This is a genomic window from Streptomyces sp. NPDC026417, from assembly GCF_055567695.1.
In genome coordinates this window covers 253,888-272,959 of sequence record NZ_JBVHPY010000011.1, presented here as the reverse complement: position 1 = coordinate 272,959, position 19,072 = coordinate 253,888, and the positions used below count along the sequence as shown (strand labels likewise).

The window sequence follows — 19,072 nt, the reverse complement described above, 5'->3', positions numbered from 1 at the left end:
TCCCCCCCTGTGTTACGCCAAAAACACGCTCTCCCCTCCCCACCCCCCCCTCCTTTTCTTCCCCTCCCGCCACCAACAGACCACGGAAGGGGGGTGGGGGGGGGGGTTCCCCCCCCCCCCCCCCCCCGCTTTCGCGTTCCGGCGGGGTCAGCCCAGGTGCGTCGGCGCGAACATCCGCAGCACCGCCGGGAGGAGGACCACCGAGGGACCGGGCGTCGCGAGGGCCTTCGCGAGGTCCGCCTCCAGCGCCTCCGGCGACGTCCGGACGCCCGGGACGCCGAACGACTCGGCGAGCGCGACGTAGTCGGGACGCGTCAGTTCCGTCGCCGTGGCCTGGCCGAAGGTGTCCGTCATGTACTCGCGCAGGATGCCGTAGCCGCCGTCGTCGACGATCAGCCAGGTGACGTCCAGGCCGTACTGCTTCGCCGTGGCCAGTTCGGCGATCGAGTACAGGGCGCCGCCGTCGCCGGAGACCGCGAGGACCGGCCGGGTCGGGTCGGCCGCCGCCGCGCCCAGCGCCGCCGGGAAGCCGTAACCGAGGCCGCCCGCGCCCTGCGCCGAGTGCATGGTGTTGGGGCGGCGGGCGTCGAAGGCCGACCAGGCCCAGTAGGACAGGATCGTCATGTCCCAGAAGGACGGGGAGTCGTCCGGCAGGGCCCGGCGCACGGACGCCAGCACGTTCTGCTCCAGGGTGAGTTCCTGGCCGGCGATCCGGTCCGCGACCCGGGCGAGCACCGAGGTGACGCGGTCGGCCGCGGTCGGATCGGGGCGTTCCTCCACCGTCTCCAGCAGCGCGGAGAGCGCGAGGCGGGCGTCGGCGTGGATGCCGAGCGCCGGGTGGTTGGACTCCAGCTTGCCGAGGTCGGCCTCGATCTGGATGACCCGGCCGCGGGGCTTGAACGTGTGGTAGTTCGAGGAGAGTTCGCCGAGGCCGGAGCCCACCACGAGCAGGACGTCCGCGTCCTCCAGGAAGTCGGTCGTGTGCCGGTCCTCCAGCCAGGACTGCAGCGAGAGAGGGTGCGTCCAGGGGAAGGCGCCCTTGCCGCCGAAGGTGGTGACGACCGGCGCGTTCAGCTTCTCCGCCAGCGCCCTGAGCTTCCCGGACGCGTCCGCCCGTACGACACCGCCGCCCGCGATGACGGCCGGGCGCTCGGCGCGCGACAGCAGGTCGGCCGCCAGCGCGGTCAGCTCGGGGCGCGGGACCACGTCCTCGGGCGTGGCGTCCATCGCGGTCACCACCGGCAGGTGCGCCTCGGCGAGCAGCACGTCCTGCGGGATCTCCACCCACACCGGGCCGTGCGGGGCCGTCAGCGCCGACTCCCATGCCGCCGCGATCGCCGACGGGATCTGCGACTGCGAGCGGACCGTGTGCACGGACTTCACCACGCCCCGGAACGAGGCCTGCTGGTCGGGGAGTTCGTGCAGGTAGCCGTGGCGGCCGCCGCCGAGTCCGGCGGTCGGGACCTGGCTGCTGATCGCGAGGACGGGCGCCGAGGCGGCGGCCGCCTCCTGCAGCGCGGCCAGCGAGGTCAGCGCCCCGGGACCGGTGGACAGCAGCAGCGGCGCCGCCTCCCCCGTGATCCGGCCGTAGGCGTCCGCCGCGAACCCGGCGTTGTTCTCGACGCGCAGTCCGACGTACCGCAGGGACGAGCGGCGCAGGGCGTCGAACATGCCCAGCGCGTGCTGGCCGGGCAGTCCGAACACCGTCGTCGCGCCGAGACCGGCGAGGGTCTCCACGACCAGGTCCCCGCCGTTGCGGCCCGGCGGGGGGTTGAGCGCCGCCTCGGTCTGGGCGGCGGTCGGCCGCAGGTCCAGGTCGTGGTCGTGGGTCACTTCGAGGCCTTCTCCTGGGCGATCTGGCGGGACATGATCGTCGTCAGCTCGTACGCCGTGTGGGACGCGGCGACCGCGGTGATCTCGGCGTGGTCGTACGCGGGGGCGACCTCCACGACGTCCGCGGAGACCAGGTGGCAGGACGACAGGCCGCGCAGGATCTCCAGCAGCTCGCGGGAGGTCATGCCGCCCGCCTCGGGGGTGCCGGTGCCGGGCGCGTGCGCCGGGTCGAGGCAGTCGATGTCGATGGAGATGTACAGCGGGCGGTCGCCGATGCGCTGGCGGAGCTGGTCGGCGACCTCGTCGGCGCCGCGGCGGTAGATGTCGGCGGAGGTGACGATGCCGAAGCCCATCTTCTCGTCGTCGGTCAGGTCCTGCTTGCCGTACAGCGGGCCGCGCGTGCCGACGTGGGAGAGCGCCTCGGTGTCGAGGATGCCCTCCTCGACGGCCCGGCGGAACGGGGTGCCGTGCGTGTACTCGGCGCCGAAGTAGGTGTCCCAGGTGTCGAGGTGGGCGTCGAAGTGGAGCAGGGCGACCGGGCCGTGCTTCTTGGCGACCGAGCGCAGCAGCGGCAGCGCGATGGTGTGGTCGCCGCCGAGGGTCATCAGCCGGGCGCCGGTGCCGAGCAGCTCGTCGGCCGCCGCCTCGACGGTCTCCACCGCCTCGTTGATGTTGAACGGGTTCGCGGCGATGTCACCGGCGTCGGCGACCTGCGCGAGGGCGAAGGGGGAGGCGTCCTGCGCCGGGTTGTAGGGGCGCAGCAGCCGGGACGCCTCGCGGATCGCGTTGCCGCCGAAGCGGGCGCCCGGCCGGTACGAGACGCCCGAGTCGAACGGGACGCCGACCACGGCGACGTCGGCCGAGCCGACCTCGTCCAGGCGCGGCAGCCGGGCGAAGGTCGCGGGTCCGGCGTACCGCGGGATGCGGGACGAGTCGACGGGGCCGCGGGGCGTCTCGTTGCTGCTCATGGTGAAGTGCTCTCTTTCCTACGCTTCGTCGCGTATGTACGACAGATACGACTCTACTGGTGAGCCGGGACGGGTTCGGACAAGGGTTCGGAGCCGCGGCCGGCCAGACGCTCGCGCCAGGCGGCGAGCACGGCGGCGTCGGTGGGCCGGGTCGCCAGGGACACCACCACGTAGGCGGCCAGCGAGGAGAGCAGACCGTAGTAGACGGGCTCGTTCGCGAGGATGCCGTACACCGCCATCAGGCCGACGACCGCGACGCCGCCGACGGCGACGGAGGCGAGGGCGCCGGGCGCGGTCCCCCGCCTCCACAGCAGACCGCCGAGGATCGGGACGAGCAGGCCGCCGACGAGCAGGTTGTACGCCACGGTCAGCGCCTCGACGACGTTGTTGAGCGCGATGGCGATGCAGATCACCGCGACGCCCATGACCAGGATGAAGGCGCGATTGCCCCGGACCTCGTCGCGCTCCTCGCCCGAGTCACGGGTGACGGCTCCGCGCAGCCGCGACCAGATGTCGTTGTTGGCGACGGTGGCGCAGGCGATCAGCGCGCCCGAGGACGTGGACATGACGGCAGCCAGGGCGGCCGCGAGCACCAGGCCCCGCACGCCGACGGGGAGTTCGTCCTTGACGATGGTCGCGAAGGCGGTGTCGGCGCTGGGCAGCTTCGGGTAGAGGACCTTGGCCGCCGTACCGATGACGGCGCCGGCCAGCGCGTACACCAGGCAGTAGGTGCCGGCCACCGTGCCGCCCCACTTGGCCGTGGTGTCGCTGCGCGCGGTGAACACGCGCTGCCAGATGTCCTGGCCGATCAGCATGCCGAACGTGTAGATGAGCACGTAGGTGAAGATCGTCTCGCCGCCGATGCCCAGCGGGTCGAAGTACTCGGTGGGCAGCTGGGCCTTCATCTCGGCGAACCCGCCCGCCTTGACGACGGCGATCGGCAGCAGGAGCAGCAGCACGCCGATGGTCTTCACCACGAACTGCACCATGTCGGTGAGCGTGATGGACCACATGCCGCCGAGCGTCGAGTAGGCGACGACGATCGAGCCGCCGAGGACGATCGCGAGCGTGCGGTTCATGTCGAAGAGGACGTCGAAGATCGTGGCGTAGGCGATGGTCGAGGTCACCGCGAGCATCAGGGTGTACGCCCACATGACGACGCCCGAGATCACGCCGGCCCGCCCGCCGTAGCGCAGGTCGAGCATCTCCGAGACGGTGTAGACCTTCAGCCGCGCTATGCGGGCCGAGAAGAAGACGGAGAGGGCGAGCAGTCCGAGGCCGATGGTGAAGACCATCCAGGCGCCGGACAGGCCGTACTGGTAGCCGAGGCCGACCCCGCCGATGGTGGAGGCGCCGCCGAGCACGATCGCGGCCATGGTGCCGGAGTACATCACGGGCCCGAGGCGGCGGCCCGCGACGAGGAACTCGCTCTTGGACCTGGCGCGGCGCATGCCCCACCAGCCCATGGCCAGCATGCCGGCCAGATAGACGACGATCACTGTGTAGTCGACGGCCATGGGGCCCTCCTTCGCGCACTCTCGGTGGCGTGTCGTGCAGCGGGGACGCGGCCGGCGCGATCGCGCGACCGGTGTGCGGCAGCTGTTCGCGGGGACATCCGCCCGTACCCGCGGCTACCGACGGCTCCGACCCTAGGTGGCCGGAAAGCGACTCTGAAGTGTACTTTTCATCCACTGCAGCCACTCCGGATGGAGGAAACGTCCACCGTGCCGGATCCGACCGCCCCGCCTGTCCCGCCCACCCCGCCGGTCTCGCTGAGCGCGCTCCTGGCCCGCGAGGACCTGGGGCTGCGCCGGATCGCGGGCCCGGCCGACCCCGACGCGGTGATCCACTGGGCGCACACCTCGGAGATGGCCGACCCGTACCCGTATCTGCTCGGAGGTGAGCTGCTGCTGACCGCCGGGGTGCACATCCCGGAGGACGCGGGTTCCGGCCCGTACTTCGACGGCTATGTGTCGCGGATCGTCGCGGCCGGCGGGGCCGCGCTGGGATTCGGGCTGGCGCCCGTGCACGACACGGTCCCGCCCGCCCTGGTCGCCGCCTGCGACGCGTACGGGCTGCCGCTGCTGGAGGTGCCGCCGCAGACCACGTTCTCGGGCGTGGCCCGCGCGGTCTGGCAGCTGATGGCCCAGGCCCGCCTCGCGGAGCTGCGCCGCGTCACCGAGGCGCAGCAGAGCCTCGCGGCAGCCGCCGCCCGGCCCGACCCCGTCCCGGCCGTGCTGCGCCGGCTCTCCCAGCGGGTGGGCGGCCGGGCCGCCCTGTACGGCCCGGACGGCCAGGAGCTGCTCGCGGCGGGCCGCCTCCCGGCCCCCGCGCCCCCGGCCGGCGCCGACGAGCGGTCGGACCCGCCCACGGCGGCCGGACCACCGGCACCCGCGACCGCCCCCCTCCCCACCGAGCCGTCGCCCCGGACCGGCGGGCCGGAGCCGCACCCGGCACCGGGACCACCCCACCGCGGGACCGCCCGCCCCGCCGCCGCACCGCCCGCCGACGGGCCGGACCGTCCGCCCGGGCCGGAGGTGGATCCCTCGGGTGCCCCGCCGCTCGGGGGCTCGCCCCGCGAGGGCGCGCCCCGGCTCCCGGCCGCGCACGACGCCCCGCCGTCGGGAGCGGCGGCCCTGCGGGCGCTGGACGCCCTGGTACGGGTCGTGCGGCCGGGCAGCGGCACGCCCGGCCCCTCGTCCGCCACCGACACCGTCGGCGGCACGCACCTCGCCGCGTACGCCCTCGGTGCCGGGCAGGGCTTCGTGCTCGGGGTCGCGAGCCCCCGGCGCGCCCCCGGCGACCACACCATCGCCTCCGTGGCCGCCGTCCTGCTCTCCCTCCTCACCGGGGAGCACCAGAGCGGGACCGGGGCGGCCCGCTCGGCGGCCCTGGTGCGGCTGCTGCTGGGGGCGGCCCCCGAGGACGTGGCGCCGCTGCTGGGCGGGGAGCGGCGGCTCGTCGTGCACGCCCGGCCCGCCGGGGACGCCCCCGCCCCGGACGCCGTCGCCGCCTCAGCGCTCGGCGCCGCGCTCGGTTCCGCCCTCGTCGACGTCGGCGGGGGCGTCGTGCGCGTCCTCGTCCCCGCCGACCACGAACCGGCCGCCCAGCCGGGCTGGATCTGCGGTGTCAGCGCCCCCGCGGACCCGCCGGACTGGGCGGCGGCCGATGCCCAGGCCGCCCGCGCCCTGGCCCGCGCCCGTGCCACGCGGGCGCCCCTCGTACGGCACGGGGAGCGCCCGGCGCTCGCGGATCTCGTCCCGGCGGCCGACGCCGAGGCGCACGCGCGGACCCTGCTCGCTCCCGTCGCCGCGGTCCCGGCCCTCACCGAGACCCTCCGCGCCTGGCTCTCCCTGCACGGGAACTGGGACCGCACGGCGGTGGCCCTGTCGGTGCACCGCAACACCGTGCGCCAGCGCATCGCACGGTGCGCGACCCTGCTGGCGGCCGACCTCGACGATCCCGACGTACGCATGGAGCTGTGGTTCGCCCTGAGGGAGGGGTGACCGGGGAGGTCACCGGGGCGGCGCGGTCCGAGTGACACACGTCCCAGGGCTCGGGACTCCGGCGCCCCGGAGGGGACACCCCGGCACAATGAGAGACATGCCGATACCCGGGACCCCCAGCCGCGCCGAGCTCGTCGACCACCTCGTCCGGACGCGTATCGCGGGCGATGTCGCCACGCCCCGCGAGAACAACCTCTCCCACTACCGCAAGCTCGCGAACGGCGACCGCAACTTCTGGCTCGGGCTGGAGCTCGGCGACCGCTGGAGCGACGAGCAGGACGTGCTCGCGGTGATGGCGGAGCGGTGCGGCGTGAACGACGACCCCGAGTACCGCTACGGGCAGGACACCATCGACCCCGAGCTGACCGTCGACGCCCTGGACCGGATGGCGGCCCGGCTGCGCAAGGCGGCGGCCGGCGAGGAGCGGGTCCTCTTCGCCACCGGCCACCCCGGCGGCCTGCTCGACGTGCACCGCGCGACCGCGGACGCGCTGCGGAGAGCCGGCTGCGAGATCGTCGTCATCCCGGCCGGGCTGCAGACCGACGAGGGCTACGTCTTCCAGTTCGCGGACGTGGCGGTGCTGGAGCACGGGGCCTCGCTGTGGCACACCCACTCGGGCGAACCGATGCGCGCGATCCTGCAGGGGCTGGAGCGCGACGGCCGCCCGCTGCCCGACCTGGTCGTCGCCGACCACGGCTGGGCGGGCTGCGCGGGGCAGTTCGGCCTCGACTCCATGGGCTACGCCGACTGCAACGACCCCGCCCTCTTCCTCGCCGAGGCCGAGGGCACGCTCCAGGTCACGATCCCCCTCGACGACCACGTCACCAGCCCGCGCCACTACGACCCGATGACGGCGTACCTGCTGAACGCGGCGGGCCTGGAGTGACCCGCCGGGCGGCCGGCGCCGGCGTCACGGCCACGGGCTGAGGCCCTCCTCCCGGCGCTGGGCGGATCCCGGCGTCGGGTCCAGGTACACCCGGCCGATGGCGGGGAACGTCTCGCGCAGCCGCCGCTCGGCCCGTTCGCAGGCCCACTCGATCTGGGCGGCGGACGACGCGTCCCGGAAGTCGATCTTGGCGGCGACCAGGGCCTCCCGCGGCCCCTGCACCAGCGTGACCAGGTCGAGCACGGCCTCGATGTGCTCCACGGCGAGCAGCTCGGCGCGGATCCGCGCGCGCACCGGGCGGGGCAGCGGGCGGCCGATCAGGAGCTGCGCGTTGGAGCGGCCGAGGACCCAGGCGACGTAGAGCAGCAGGACACCGATGCAGAGGGAGGCCATGCCGTCCCAGACGCCGGACCCGGTGAGCTGTCCGCCGAGCAGTCCGCCCGCGGCGAGCACCAGTCCCACCAGCGCGGCGGAGTCCTCCATGACGACGGCCTTGACCGCGGTGTCGGGGGTGCGCCGGAGATAGCCGACGAACGGCGTCCCGTGGCGCTCGGCCTCACCGCGTGCCTGGCGGACCCCGGTGCGCAGGGAGTAGCCCTCCAGCAGGAAGGCGACCGCCAGCACGATGTACGAGACCAGCGGGTCGCCGAGGTCCTCGCCCGCGACGAGGGTGTGGATGCCGTCGTAGAGGGAGAACACCGCGCCGCCGACGAAGGTGGCGACGGCGGCGAGCATCGCCCAGATGTAGCGCTCCGGTCCGTAGCCGAGGGGGTGTTCCTCGTCGGCCGGCTTCTCGCTGCGCTTGAGGGCGGTGAGCAGCAGCACCTCGGTGACGGTGTCGGCCACCGAGTGCGCGGCCTCCGACAGCATCGCGCTGGACCCGCTGATGACACCGGCGACGGCCTTGGCCAGCGCGATCCCCAGATTGGCGACGGCGGCGACGATCACGGTGAACGTGCTCTCGCCGCCGCCCGGTTCCTGCTGCTCCCGCGCTGCGCCCATGGGGCCCAGTCTCACCGAGGAACGCGGACCACGCCCTCCTGGATGACCGAAATGGCGAGCCGCCCGTCCTGGGTGTAGATCCGGGCCTGCCCCAGTCCGCGCCCGCCGGACGCGGACGGGGACTCCTGGTCGTACAGGAGCCACTCGTCGGCGCGGAAGGGCCGGTGGAACCACATCGCGTGGTCCAGGGAGGCCCCGACGACGTCCCCGATGGCCCAGCCGCCGCGCCCGTGCGGGAGCAGCACCGAGTCGAGGAGCGTCATGTCGGAGACGTACGTGGCGAGGCAGACGTGCAGGAGGGGTTCGTCGATGGCGCCGCCGAGTTTGCCGTTCGTGCGGAACCACACCTGGGAGCGGGGCTCGCGGGCCTCGCCGACGCTGCCGAAGGGCGGGGCGTCGACATAGCGCAGATCGACCGCCTCGCGTGCCTCCAGGATGCGCTGGGCCACGCCGGGATCGGTGAAGACGTCGGCGTAGCGCGGGAGCATCTCGGCCGCCGTGGGCAGCGTCTCGGGATCCGGAGCGGGGGGCATGGCCGTCTGGTGCTCCATGCCGTCCTCGTACGTCTGGAAGGACGCGGAGAGGTGGAAGATCGGCTGTCCGTGCTGGACGGCGACGACCCGGCGGGTGGTGAAGGAGCGTCCGTCGCGGATGCGGTCCACCGTGTAGACGATCGGCGCGCCCGGGTCCCCGGCGCGCAGGAAGTACGCGTGCAGGGAGTGCGCGGGCCGGTCCTCGGGGACGGTGCGCCCCGCGGCGACCAGGGCCTGCGCCGCCACCTGTCCGCCGAAGACGCGTGGGACGACGGCGGACCGTGACTGACCGCGGAAGATGTCCCGCTCGATCCGCTCCAGGTCGAGCAGATCGAGCAGGGACTCAAGTGCCTGACTCATGAAGTCAGTTGTACCGTGAACTTTTTCCGCCGGCCTTACAGGCCCATGTCCTTGGCGATGATCGTCTTCATGATCTCGCTGGTGCCGCCGTAGATCCGGTTGACGCGGTTGTCCGCGTACAGGCGGGCGATCGGGTACTCGTTCATGAAGCCGTAGCCGCCGTGCAGCTGGAGGCAGCGGTCGATCACGCGGTGCGCGACCTCGGTGCAGAACAGCTTCGCGGACGCGGCCTCGGCCGGGGTCAGCTCACCCGCGTCGAGGGCCTCCAGGGCGCGGTCGGCGACGGCCTGCGCGGCGTCCACCTCGGCCTGGCAGGCGGCCAGCTCGAACTTGGTGTTCTGGAAGGAGGCGACGGCCTTGCCGAAGACCGTGCGCTCCTGGACGTACTGCTTGGCGAAGCGGACGGCGGCTGCGGCCTGCGCATAGGCGCCGAAGGCGATGCCCCAGCGCTCGGACGCGAGGTTGTGGCCGAGGTAGTAGAAGCCCTTGTTCTCCTCGCCGAGGAGGTCCTCGACGGGGACCTTCACGTCGACGAACGCCAGCTCGGCGGTGTCGGAGGTCTTCAGGCCCAGCTTGTCCAGCTTGCGGCCGATCGAGTAGCCCTCGGACTTGGTGTCCACGGCGAAGAGGGAGATGCCGTGGCGGCGGTCCTCGGCCGTCGGGGCGGAGGTGCGGGCGCAGACGATCACGCGGTCGGCGTGGACGCCGCCGGTGATGAAGGTCTTGGAGCCGTTGAGGACGTAGTGCGTGCCGTCCTCGGAGAGCCTCGCGGTGGTCTTCATGCCCGCGAGGTCGGAGCCGGTGCCCGGCTCGGTCATCGCGAGGGCCCACATCTCCTCGCCGGAGACGAACTTCGGCAGGAAGCGCTTCTTCTGCTCGTCGGTGGCGAGCATCTTGATGTACGGCAGGCCGAGCAGCACGTGCACGCCGGAGCCGCCGAACTGCACGCCGGCGCGGGCGGTCTCCTCGTACATGACCGCTTCGAACTTGTACGAGTCGATGCCGGCGCCGCCGTGCTCCTCGTCCACGCGGATGCCGAAGACGCCGAGCTCGGCGAGCTTGTAGTAGAAGTCGCGCGGCGCCTGGCCGGCGGCGAACCACTCGTCGTAGACAGGTACGACCTCGGCCTCGATGAAGGCCCGGAGGGTCTCCCGGAACGCCTCGTGATCCTCGTTGAACACCGTACGGCGCACCGCCGCCACCTCCGTCTGGGGTATCTGTCTAAGCGCTTGCTCAGAGTCCAGGTTACCCGTCGGTCACGACGGTCGTCCAGAGCAACCACCCCATGACGCTCGTCACGCCCCGGGGGCCGCTCCGGCCGCTCCGAAGGCCCCGCGCGCCATCCGGTGCAGCAGTTCGGCGGTCCCCGCCCGGCCCGGCAGGGCACCGGGGCGGCCCAGGTGGGGCGTGGAGTTCAGGAGGCCGAAGACGGAGTGCACCGCCGAGCGCGCCGCGGGCTCGGCGAGCCCGGGGTAGACCTCGCGGACGACCTCCACCCACAGCTCGACGTACTGCCGCTGGAGCTGCCGTACGAGCTTGCGGTCGCTGTCCCGGAGGCGGTCCAGCTCACGGTCGTGCAGGGTGATCAATGGGCGGTCGTCGAGCGCGAAGTCGATGTGCCCCTCGATCAGCGAGTCGAGGACCGCCTCCGGGCCGCCCCGGGCCTCGGCGACCCGGCGCTTGCCGCCCGTCAGCAGCTGGCCGCTGATCCCCACCAGCAGCTCGGCGAGCATCGCGTCCTTGCCCGCGAAGTGCCGGTACAGGCCGGGGCCGCTGATGCCGACGGCCGCTCCTATCTCGTCCACGCCGACGCCGTGGAAGCCGCGCTCGGCGAACAGCCGGGCGGCCTCCCTGAGGATCTGCTCGCGACGGGTGGGGGCGTCGGTTCTGGTGGCCATGAAAGCAATTCTAGACAGGGAGGTTAGCGGTCGTTAACCTGGAGGAAATGCGTTAACGCTCATTAACAAGGTGAGGGGACCGCAGGATGCACGAGGCACCGGAGCTGACGAGCGCGGCCGATCCCGCGTCGGAGGCCTGGCGGGCCAATGAGGCGGCGCACCACGCGCTGGGCGAGGAGCTGCGGCGCAAGCTGTCCGCGGCCCGGCTCGGCGGTGGTGAGCGGGCCCGGGAGAGGCACACCGCGCGCGGCAAGCTGTTGCCCCGCGACCGGGTGGACACCCTCCTGGACCCGGGTTCGCCGTTCCTGGAGCTGGCCCCGCTGGCGGCCGAGGGGATGTACGGCGGGGCGGCCCCGGCCGCGGGCGTGATCGCCGGGATCGGGCGGGTGAGCGGGCGCGAGTGCGTGGTCGTCGCCAACGACGCCACGGTCAAGGGCGGCACGTACTACCCGATGACGGTGAAGAAGCACCTGCGCGCCCAGGAGGTGGCCCTGGAGAACCGTCTCCCGTGCATCTACCTGGTCGACTCGGGCGGCGCCTTCCTGCCGATGCAGGACGAGGTCTTCCCCGACCGGGAGCACTTCGGCCGCATCTTCTACAACCAGGCGCGCATGTCGGGCGCCGGCATCCCGCAGATCGCGGCGGTCCTCGGCTCCTGCACGGCGGGCGGCGCGTACGTGCCGGCGATGAGCGACGAGGCCGTGATCGTGCGCAACCAGGGCACGATCTTCCTCGGCGGCCCACCCCTCGTGAAGGCCGCCACCGGCGAGGTCGTCACCGCGGAGGAGCTGGGCGGCGGCGAGGTGCACTCGCGCGTCTCCGGCGTGACCGACCACCTCGCGGAGGACGACGCGCACGCGCTGCGCATCGTGCGGAACATCGCCGCGACGCTCCCCGCGCGCGGACAGCTGCCCTGGACGGTCGAGCCGGCCGTCGAGCCCAAGGTGGACCCCGCCGGACTGTACGGCGCGGTGCCGGTGGACTCCCGCACCCCCTACGACGTGCGCGAGGTCATCGCGCGCGTGGTCGACGGCTCGCGCTTCGCCGAGTTCAAGGCGGAGTTCGGGCAGACCCTGGTGACCGGCTTCGCCCGGATCCACGGGCACCCGGTCGGCATCGTCGCCAACAACGGCATCCTGTTCGCCGAGTCCGCCCAGAAGGGCGCGCACTTCATCGAGCTGTGCGACCAGCGCGGGATCCCGCTGCTGTTCCTGCAGAACATCTCCGGGTTCATGGTCGGCCGGCAGTACGAGGCCGGCGGCATCGCCAAGCACGGCGCCAAGATGGTCACCGCCGTCGCCTGCGCGCGCGTGCCGAAGCTGACCGTGGTGATCGGCGGTTCGTACGGCGCGGGCAACTACTCGATGTGCGGCCGGGCGTACTCGCCGCGCTTCCTGTGGATGTGGCCCAACGCCAAGATCTCCGTGATGGGCGGCGAGCAGGCCGCGTCCGTCCTCGCGACCGTCAAGCGCGACCAGGCCGAGGCGCGCGGCGAGTCCTGGCCCGCCGAGGAGGAAGAGGCCTTCAAGGACCCGATCCGCGCCCAGTACGAGCAGCAGGGGAACGCCTACTACGCGACGGCCAGGCTCTGGGACGACGGTGTGATCGACCCGATGGAGACCCGGCAGGTGCTGGGCCTCGCCTTGACCGCGTGCGCCAACGCCCCGCTGGGTGATCCCGGCTTCGGCGTCTTCCGGATGTGAGGGGACCCCTGACGATGTTCGACACGGTACTTGTGGCCAACCGCGGCGAGATCGCCGTCCGGGTCATCCGCACGCTGCGGGCCCTGGGCGTGCGCTCGGTGGCCGTCTTCTCCGACGCCGACGCGGACGCCCGGCACGTCCGGGAGGCCGACACGGCGGTGCGGATCGGTCCGGCCCCGGCCGCCGAGAGCTATCTGTCCGTCCCCCGGCTGCTGGAGGCGGCCGCCCGGACCGGGGCGCAGGCCGTCCACCCGGGCTACGGCTTCCTCGCCGAGAACGCCGGCTTCGCCCAGGCCTGCGCGGACGCCGGGCTGGTCTTCATCGGACCCCCCGCCGCCGCCATCGACCTCATGGGCGACAAGATCCGCGCCAAGGAGACCGTGCAGGCGGCGGGCGTCCCCGTCGTCCCGGGCTCCTCGGGCAGCGGGCTCACCGACGGCCAACTGGCCGAGGCCGCGCGCGGGATCGGCATGCCCGTCCTGCTGAAGCCGTCCGCGGGCGGCGGCGGCAAGGGCATGCGGCTGGTGCGCGAGGAGTCGCTGCTGGCCGACGAGATCGCCGCCGCCCGGCGCGAGGCCCGCGCCTCGTTCGGCGACGACACCCTCCTCGTCGAGCGCTGGATCGACCGCCCCCGGCACATCGAGATCCAGGTGCTGGCGGACGGGCACGGCAACGTCGTGCACCTCGGCGAGCGGGAGTGCTCCCTCCAGCGCCGGCACCAGAAGATCATCGAGGAGGCGCCGAGCGTCCTGCTGGACGAGGACACCCGCGCCGCGATGGGCGAGGCGGCCGTCCAGGCGGCCCGCTCCTGCGGCTACCGGGGCGCGGGCACGGTGGAGTTCATCGTCCCCGGCGGCGACCCGTCCTCGTACTTCTTCATGGAGATGAACACCCGTCTCCAGGTCGAGCACCCGGTGACCGAGCTGATCACCGGCCTCGACCTGGTCGAGTGGCAGTTGCGCGTCGCCGCGGGCGAGCCGCTGCCGTACGAGCAGAAGGACATCACGCTCACGGGACACGCGGTCGAGGCGCGGATCTGCGCCGAGGACCCGGCCCGCGGCTTCCTGCCCTCGGGCGGGACGGTGCTGTCCCTGCGCGAACCCGGGGACGACGGTGTGCGCACCGACTCGGGCCTGTCCGAGGGCACGGAGGTCGGCAGCCTGTACGACCCGATGCTGTCCAAGGTCATCGCGTACGGCCCCGACCGAGCCACCGCGCTGCGCAGGCTCCGGGCCGCCCTGGCGGGGACGGTCACCCTCGGCGTGCAGACCAACGCCGGGTTCCTGCGGCGGCTGCTCGCCCATCCGGCCGTGGTGGCCGGCGAGCTGGACACCGGGCTGGTCGAGCGCGAGGCGGACTCCCTGGTTCCGGGCGAGGTCCCGGAGGAGGTGTACGAGGCGGCGGCGGCCGTCCGTCTCGACGCCCTGACACCGGCCGGCGCCGGCTGGACCGACCCGTTCTCGGTGCCCGGCGGATGGCGGCTGGGCGGCGAACCGGCCCCGCTCGCCTTCTCCTTGCGGGTGCCGGGCCTCGACCCCGTCGTCCACCGTCCGCGCGGCAGCCACACGGTCACCGCCGACCAGGTCTCCGTGACCCTGGACGGCGTCCGCCACACCTTCCACCGCTCCGGGGACTGGCTCGGCCGCGACGGCGACGCCTGGCAGGTGCGCGACCACGACGCCGTCGCCGCGTCCCTCACCGGCGCCGGCCGCTCCGGTGCCGACTCGCTCACCGCCCCCATGCCGGGCACGGTGACGGTCGTGAAGGTCGCCGTCGGCGACGAGGTGGCGGCGGGCCAGAGCCTGCTGGTGGTCGAGGCGATGAAGATGGAGCACGTCGTCTCGGCGCCGCACGCCGGCACCGTCAGCGAGCTGGACGTCACCCCGGGCTCGACCGTCGCCATGGACCAGGTCCTGGCGGTCATCACGCCGGCCGAGGCCGCCGCCCCGGAACCGCCGCACGAGTCCCCGGCACGCGAGGAGACGTCATGACCACGCCCCGCCCCGGACTGCCCATGGTGCTGCCGGCACCGGACCTGCCCGCGCGGGTGAGGATCCACGAGGTCGGCGCACGTGACGGTCTGCAGAACGAGAAGGCGACCGTCCCGACCGAGGTCAAGGCGGAGTTCGTCCGGCGCCTGGCCGACGCGGGCCTGACGACCATCGAGGCGACGAGCTTCGTGCACCCGAAGTGGGTGCCCCAACTGGCGGACGCCGAGCAGCTGTTCCCGCTCGTCAGCGAGCTGCCGGTCGCCCTGCCGGTGCTCGTGCCGAACGCGCGCGGGCTCGACCGCGCGCTGGCGCTCGGCGCCCGTCACGTCGCCGTCTTCGCGAGCGCCACCGAGTCCTTCGCCCGCGCCAACCTCAACCGCACGGTCGACGAGGCCCTCGCCATGTTCGCGCCGGTCGTCGAGCGGGCGCGCGCGGAGGGACTGCACGTGCGCGGTTACCTCTCGATGTGCTTCGGCGACCCCTGGGAGGGGCCGGTGCCCGTCCCGCAGGTCGTGCGCGTGTGCCGGGCCCTGCTCGACCTGGGGTGCGACGAGCTGAGCCTCGGGGACACCATCGGCGTGGCGACCCCCGGGCACGTGCGCGCGCTGCTCTCCGCGCTCGGCGAGGCGGGCGTCCCGTCGAGCGTGCTCGGTGTGCACTTCCACGACACCTACGGCCAGGCGCTCGCCAACACCCTGGCCGCCCTCCAGCACGGCGTGACGACCGTCGACGCCTCCGCGGGCGGCCTCGGCGGCTGCCCGTACGCCAAGTCCGCCACCGGCAACCTCGCCACGGAGGACCTGGTGTGGATGCTCCAGGGCCTCGGCATCGAGACCGGTGTCGACCTCGGCCGCCTCACCGCCACGAGCGTGTGGATGGCCGGACAACTGGGCCGACCCAGCCCCTCCCGCACCGTCAAAGCCCTCTCCCACAAGGAGCAGTGACCCCATGGACCACCGCCTCTCCCCCGAACTCGAAGAACTCCGGCGCACGGTCGAGGAGTTCGCGCACGACGTCGTCGCGCCGAAGATCGGCGACTTCTACGAGCGGCACGAGTTCCCGTACGAGATCGTGCGGGAGATGGGCCGTATGGGGCTGTTCGGCCTGCCGTTCCCGGAGGAGTACGGCGGCATGGGCGGCGACTACCTGGCCCTCGGCATCGCCCTGGAGGAACTGGCCCGCGTGGACTCCTCGGTGGCCATCACGCTGGAGGCCGGGGTCTCGCTGGGCGCGATGCCGATCCACCTGTTCGGCACACCCGAGCAGAAGGCCGAGTGGCTGCCGCGGCTGTGCTCCGGCGAGGTCCTCGGCGCATTCGGCCTGACGGAGCCCGACGGCGGCTCGGACGCGGGCGCGACGCGCACGACGGCCCGGCTCGACGAGGACACCGACGAATGGGTGATCAACGGCACGAAGTGCTTCATCACCAACTCCGGTACCGACATCACCGGGTTGGTGACGGTCACGGCGGTCACCGGACGCAAGCCGGACGGCCGGCCGCGCATCTCCTCGATCATCGTGCCGTCCGGCACCCCCGGCTTCACGGTCGCCGCCCCGTACTCGAAGGTCGGCTGGAACGCCTCCGACACCCGTGAGCTGTCCTTCTCCGACGTCCGCGTCCCGGCGGCGAACCTGCTCGGCGAGGAGGGCCGCGGGTACGCGCAGTTCCTGCGGATCCTCGACGAGGGGCGGATCGCCATCTCGGCCCTCGCCACCGGGCTCGCGCAGGGCTGCGTCGACGAATCGGTCAAGTACGCCAAGGAACGGCACGCGTTCGGGCGGACCATCGGGGCGTACCAGGCGATCCAGTTCAAGATCGCCGACATGGAGATGAAGGCGCACACGGCCCGGCTGGCCTGGCGCGACGCGGCGTCCCGGCTGGTCGTCGGGGAGCCCTTCAAGAAGGAGGCCGCGCTCGCCAAGCTGTACTCGTCCACCGTCGCCGTCGACAACGCGCGGGAGGCCACGCAGATCCACGGCGGGTACGGCTTCATGAACGAGTACCCGGTGGCCCGCATGTGGCGCGACTCCAAGATCCTGGAGATCGGCGAGGGCACCAGCGAGGTGCAGCGGATGCTGATCGCCCGGGAACTCGGCCTCGTGGGCTGACGGACCGCCAGTCCCGCGCGCCCTCGGCGGACCGTGTGGCGCGGCGGTGCGGTCCGCCCGCCGGGGTCACGGGGCCCCGCCCTCTGGACAAGTGCTGAGGTTAGGCTAACCTACCTTCGAACTTGTCCGGCGGGCGGACCGCCCCGTGCCGAAAGCAGCCACACACATGTCCAAGCCCCGTGCCACCCTCCTCTCCCGCCGCGGCATCCTCGCCGCGGGCGGCGCCCTCGGTCTGGGCGCCGCGCTCGCCGCCTGCGGCGACGACGACGCGAAAAGCGGTGGTTCGGACAGCCCGTCCAAGGCGGCGAAGTCCGGCCCCTGGTCCTTCAAGGACGACCGCGGCCAGACCGCCAAGGCCGACAAGACCCCGGCGAACATCGTCGCCTTCACCGGTGTGGCCGCCGCGCTGTACGACTACGGCATCGAGGTCAAGGGGGTCTTCGGCCCGACCAGGACGAAGGACGGCAAGGCCGACGTCCAGGCCGGCGACATGGACATCAGCAAGCTGACGATCCTCGGCAACGAGTACGGCCAGTTCAACATCGAGAAGTACGCGGCCCTCGCGCCCGACCTCCTCGTCTCGACGATGTTCGACGACGCCGGCACGCTCTGGTACGTCCCCGAGGAGTCCAAGGGCAAGATCTCCAAGGTCGGTGCCCCGAGCGTCGGCATCTCCGTCTACGACCGCCAGATGACCCAGCCCCTGGAGCGGATGCTCGCGCTCGCCGAGTCGCTCGGCGCCGACGTGAAGTCGGCGAAGGTCACCAAGGCGAAGAAGCGCTTCGAGGACGCGGCCGCCAAGCTGCGCGCCGCCGCCAAGGCCAACCCGGACATCAAGGTCCTGATCGGCTCCGCGAGCCAGGACATCTTCTACGTGTCCGGTTCCAACCTGTCCGTGGACCTGGAGTACTTCAAGGCGCTCGGCGTGAACATCGTCGAGCCCCCGGCGAAGACCCTGAAGGCCAGCGGCGGCTGGTTCGAGAACCTGAGCTGGGAGAACGTCGACAAGTACGACGCGGACATCATCATGATGGACAACCGCTCGGCGACCATCCAGCCCGACGACATCACCGAAGGCACCTGGAAGAAGCTCCCGGCCGTCAAGGCGGGCCAGGTGATCCCCCGCGTCACCGAGCCGATCTTCTCGTACGACAAGTGCGCCCCGATCCTCGAGGACCTCGCCGCCGCCATCGAGAAGGCCAAGAAGGTCAGCTGACCCGCTCCGGGCTGCCGGCTCCGGCCGACCGCCCGCACCCACGCCCCCTGACGATGACTCAGGAGCACTCATGACGACGGCCGTAGCCGCCCCGTTCCGCTTCTTCGCCCTCCAGGTCGCACGGACGAGGCGGCTCGGCCCGTCTCTGCTCCGGGCCACCTTCACGGGCCCCGACCTGCACGCCTTCCTCTCCGACGGCCGGGACCAGAGCCTGTCGCTCTTCCTGCCGCAGCCCGGCCAGTCCGAGCCGGCCGTCCCGGTCGAACTCGGGGACGGCTGGTGGCAGGGGTGGCGCGAACTCCCGGACGACGTGCGGGCCGTGATGCGCTCGTACACGCTGCGGGGGCTGCGCCGCGATGCCCTGGGCCGCACCACCGAGATCGACATCGACTTCGCACTGCACGGCATGACACCGGGCGCAGCGACTCCGGCGGGGCCCGCCTCGCGGTGGGCGGCGCGCGCCGCGGCCGGTGACCGGGTCCTGCTGCTCGGTCCCGCGATCGAGGACAACCGGGCGATCCGCTTCCGCCCGCCCGCGGACACCGATCTGGTGGTCGTCTGGGGCGACGAGACGGCCGTCCCCGCCGCTTCGGCCATCCTCGAATCGCTCCCCGCGGGGATGCGCGCCCGGGTCTGGCTGGAGGTCCCCCACGCCGGGGACATCCAGGACCTGGCGACCGACGCCGACGCCGAGATCACCTGGCTGGTGCGCGCGGAGACCGCCCCTCGCGTCGAGGGCGCGCGAAGCGCCCCGGCCCCCATGGCCCTCGACGCGATCCGGGACGCCGAACTCCCCGCGGCGCAGGCCCCGTACGCCTGGATCGCGGGCGAGTCCGGCTGCGTGAAGGAACTGCGCCGCCATCTCGTGCGCGAGCGCGGGTTCGACCGCCGGCGCGTCACGTTCGTCGGTTACTGGCGGCGCGGCCTGACGGAGGAACAGCTGCGGGAGCAGGAGTGATCCGCGGGGCGGACCGAGGAACCCGGCACTGAAGACGCAGGTGGGGCGGGGTCGCACGATCGACTTAGGTTAGGCTAACCTAAGTTGAACGCGCGACCTCGTCTCTTTT

At 72.8% G+C, this 19,072-nt stretch carries 15 protein-coding genes; 8 read left to right on the top strand and 7 right to left on the bottom strand.

The annotated features are described in order from the left end of the window. Positions 1-147: 147 nt before the first annotated feature. From ACZ4NT_RS19820 to ACZ4NT_RS19810, 3 genes are read right to left on the bottom strand one after another with little or no spacing between them, the layout of a single operon-like run. Positions 148-1,833: a thiamine pyrophosphate-binding protein gene (locus tag ACZ4NT_RS19820; RefSeq protein WP_121402916.1), complete on the bottom strand. Its 1,686-nt coding sequence runs from the start codon at positions 1,831-1,833 to the stop codon at positions 148-150. Continuing rightward, a complete protein-coding gene (speB, locus tag ACZ4NT_RS19815) occupies positions 1,830-2,801 on the bottom strand; it encodes an agmatinase (protein ID WP_121402914.1) in 972 nt (323 codons plus the stop codon). Before speB ends, ACZ4NT_RS19820 begins: the two co-directional genes overlap by 4 nt. A 53-nt stretch (positions 2,802-2,854) precedes the next feature. After that, a complete protein-coding gene (locus tag ACZ4NT_RS19810; RefSeq protein WP_467726572.1) occupies positions 2,855-4,318 on the bottom strand; it encodes a sodium:solute symporter family protein in 1,464 nt (487 codons plus the stop codon). A gap of 189 nt (positions 4,319-4,507) precedes the next feature. Here ACZ4NT_RS19810 and ACZ4NT_RS19805 point away from each other — a divergent pair, with 189 nt between their 5' ends. Then, the gene (locus tag ACZ4NT_RS19805; RefSeq protein ID WP_467726570.1) at positions 4,508-6,307 is read left to right on the top strand and encodes a PucR family transcriptional regulator; all 1,800 of its coding nucleotides are present in this window, start codon (positions 4,508-4,510) and stop codon (positions 6,305-6,307) included. A 97-nt stretch (positions 6,308-6,404) separates the two neighbouring features. Continuing rightward, complete coding sequence (locus ACZ4NT_RS19800; protein ID WP_121404716.1) at positions 6,405-7,193, top strand: phosphatase; 789 nt, start codon at positions 6,405-6,407, stop codon at positions 7,191-7,193. Positions 7,194-7,217: 24 nt separating this feature from the next. Here the strand turns inward: ACZ4NT_RS19800 and ACZ4NT_RS19795 are convergent, their stop codons facing one another. The 4 genes from ACZ4NT_RS19795 to ACZ4NT_RS19780 all read right to left on the bottom strand — a co-directional run bounded on the left by ACZ4NT_RS19795 (position 7,218) and on the right by ACZ4NT_RS19780 (position 10,986). Then, entirely contained in the window at positions 7,218-8,195 is a 978-nt protein-coding gene (locus ACZ4NT_RS19795; RefSeq protein WP_121402908.1) for a cation diffusion facilitator family transporter, read from the bottom strand. An 11-nt stretch (positions 8,196-8,206) separates the two neighbouring features. Next, positions 8,207-9,088, bottom strand: coding sequence for an acyl-CoA thioesterase (locus ACZ4NT_RS19790; RefSeq protein WP_121402906.1), 882 nt, complete (start codon positions 9,086-9,088; stop codon positions 8,207-8,209). A 35-nt stretch (positions 9,089-9,123) separates the two neighbouring features. Next, entirely contained in the window at positions 9,124-10,281 is a 1,158-nt protein-coding gene (locus ACZ4NT_RS19785) for an acyl-CoA dehydrogenase family protein (RefSeq protein ID WP_121404715.1), read from the bottom strand. A 102-nt stretch (positions 10,282-10,383) separates the two neighbouring features. Further along, positions 10,384-10,986, bottom strand: a complete 603-nt coding sequence (locus tag ACZ4NT_RS19780; protein ID WP_121402904.1) for an SACE_7040 family transcriptional regulator — start codon at positions 10,984-10,986, stop codon at positions 10,384-10,386. Between the two features lie 86 nt (positions 10,987-11,072). On the opposite strand from ACZ4NT_RS19780, the gene ACZ4NT_RS19775 reads away from it, so the two are divergent. The 6 genes from ACZ4NT_RS19775 (at position 11,073) to ACZ4NT_RS19750 (ending at position 18,963) form a co-directional block, all read left to right on the top strand. Continuing rightward, positions 11,073-12,689: a carboxyl transferase domain-containing protein gene (locus ACZ4NT_RS19775; protein WP_121402902.1), complete on the top strand. Its 1,617-nt coding sequence runs from the start codon at positions 11,073-11,075 to the stop codon at positions 12,687-12,689. Positions 12,690-12,703: 14 nt separating this feature from the next. Further along, complete coding sequence (locus ACZ4NT_RS19770) at positions 12,704-14,680, top strand: ATP-binding protein (protein WP_121402900.1); 1,977 nt, start codon at positions 12,704-12,706, stop codon at positions 14,678-14,680. Further along, a complete protein-coding gene (locus tag ACZ4NT_RS19765; RefSeq protein ID WP_121402898.1) occupies positions 14,677-15,624 on the top strand; it encodes a hydroxymethylglutaryl-CoA lyase in 948 nt (315 codons plus the stop codon). The genes ACZ4NT_RS19770 and ACZ4NT_RS19765 overlap by 4 nt, the downstream gene beginning before the upstream one ends. A 4-nt stretch (positions 15,625-15,628) precedes the next feature. After that, positions 15,629-16,789 carry an acyl-CoA dehydrogenase family protein gene (locus ACZ4NT_RS19760; RefSeq protein ID WP_467726566.1) on the top strand — a complete coding sequence of 387 codons (1,161 nt, stop codon included), beginning with the start codon at positions 15,629-15,631 and terminating at the stop codon, positions 16,787-16,789. 166 nt (positions 16,790-16,955) lie between these two features. Further along, positions 16,956-18,005 carry an ABC transporter substrate-binding protein gene (locus tag ACZ4NT_RS19755; protein WP_121402894.1) on the top strand — a complete coding sequence of 350 codons (1,050 nt, stop codon included), beginning with the start codon at positions 16,956-16,958 and terminating at the stop codon, positions 18,003-18,005. Positions 18,006-18,075: 70 nt separating this feature from the next. Then, on the top strand, positions 18,076-18,963 hold the full coding sequence (locus ACZ4NT_RS19750) for a siderophore-interacting protein (RefSeq protein ID WP_467726564.1): 888 nt from the start codon (positions 18,076-18,078) through the stop codon (positions 18,961-18,963). The last annotated feature ends 109 nt before the right edge of the window (positions 18,964-19,072 follow it).

Bases quoted from the DNA above. Each gene is read 5' to 3' on its own strand.
- speB (WP_121402914.1), bottom strand. From the start codon at position 2,801: ATGAGCAGCAACGAGACGCCCCGCGGCCCCGTCGACTCGTCCCGCATC.
- ACZ4NT_RS19810 (WP_467726572.1), bottom strand. From the start codon at position 4,318: ATGGCCGTCGACTACACAGTGATCGTCGTCTATCTGGCCGGCATGCTG.
- ACZ4NT_RS19805 (WP_467726570.1), top strand. From the start codon at position 4,508: ATGGAGGAAACGTCCACCGTGCCGGATCCGACCGCCCCGCCTGTCCCG.
- ACZ4NT_RS19800 (WP_121404716.1), top strand. From the start codon at position 6,405: ATGCCGATACCCGGGACCCCCAGCCGCGCCGAGCTCGTCGACCACCTC.
- ACZ4NT_RS19795 (WP_121402908.1), bottom strand. From the start codon at position 8,195: ATGGGCGCAGCGCGGGAGCAGCAGGAACCGGGCGGCGGCGAGAGCACG.
- ACZ4NT_RS19790 (WP_121402906.1), bottom strand. From the start codon at position 9,088: ATGAGTCAGGCACTTGAGTCCCTGCTCGATCTGCTCGACCTGGAGCGG.
- ACZ4NT_RS19780 (WP_121402904.1), bottom strand. From the start codon at position 10,986: ATGGCCACCAGAACCGACGCCCCCACCCGTCGCGAGCAGATCCTCAGG.
- ACZ4NT_RS19775 (WP_121402902.1), top strand. From the start codon at position 11,073: ATGCACGAGGCACCGGAGCTGACGAGCGCGGCCGATCCCGCGTCGGAG.
- ACZ4NT_RS19770 (WP_121402900.1), top strand. From the start codon at position 12,704: ATGTTCGACACGGTACTTGTGGCCAACCGCGGCGAGATCGCCGTCCGG.
- ACZ4NT_RS19765 (WP_121402898.1), top strand. From the start codon at position 14,677: ATGACCACGCCCCGCCCCGGACTGCCCATGGTGCTGCCGGCACCGGAC.
- ACZ4NT_RS19760 (WP_467726566.1), top strand. From the start codon at position 15,629: ATGGACCACCGCCTCTCCCCCGAACTCGAAGAACTCCGGCGCACGGTC.
- ACZ4NT_RS19755 (WP_121402894.1), top strand. From the start codon at position 16,956: ATGTCCAAGCCCCGTGCCACCCTCCTCTCCCGCCGCGGCATCCTCGCC.
- ACZ4NT_RS19750 (WP_467726564.1), top strand. From the start codon at position 18,076: ATGACGACGGCCGTAGCCGCCCCGTTCCGCTTCTTCGCCCTCCAGGTC.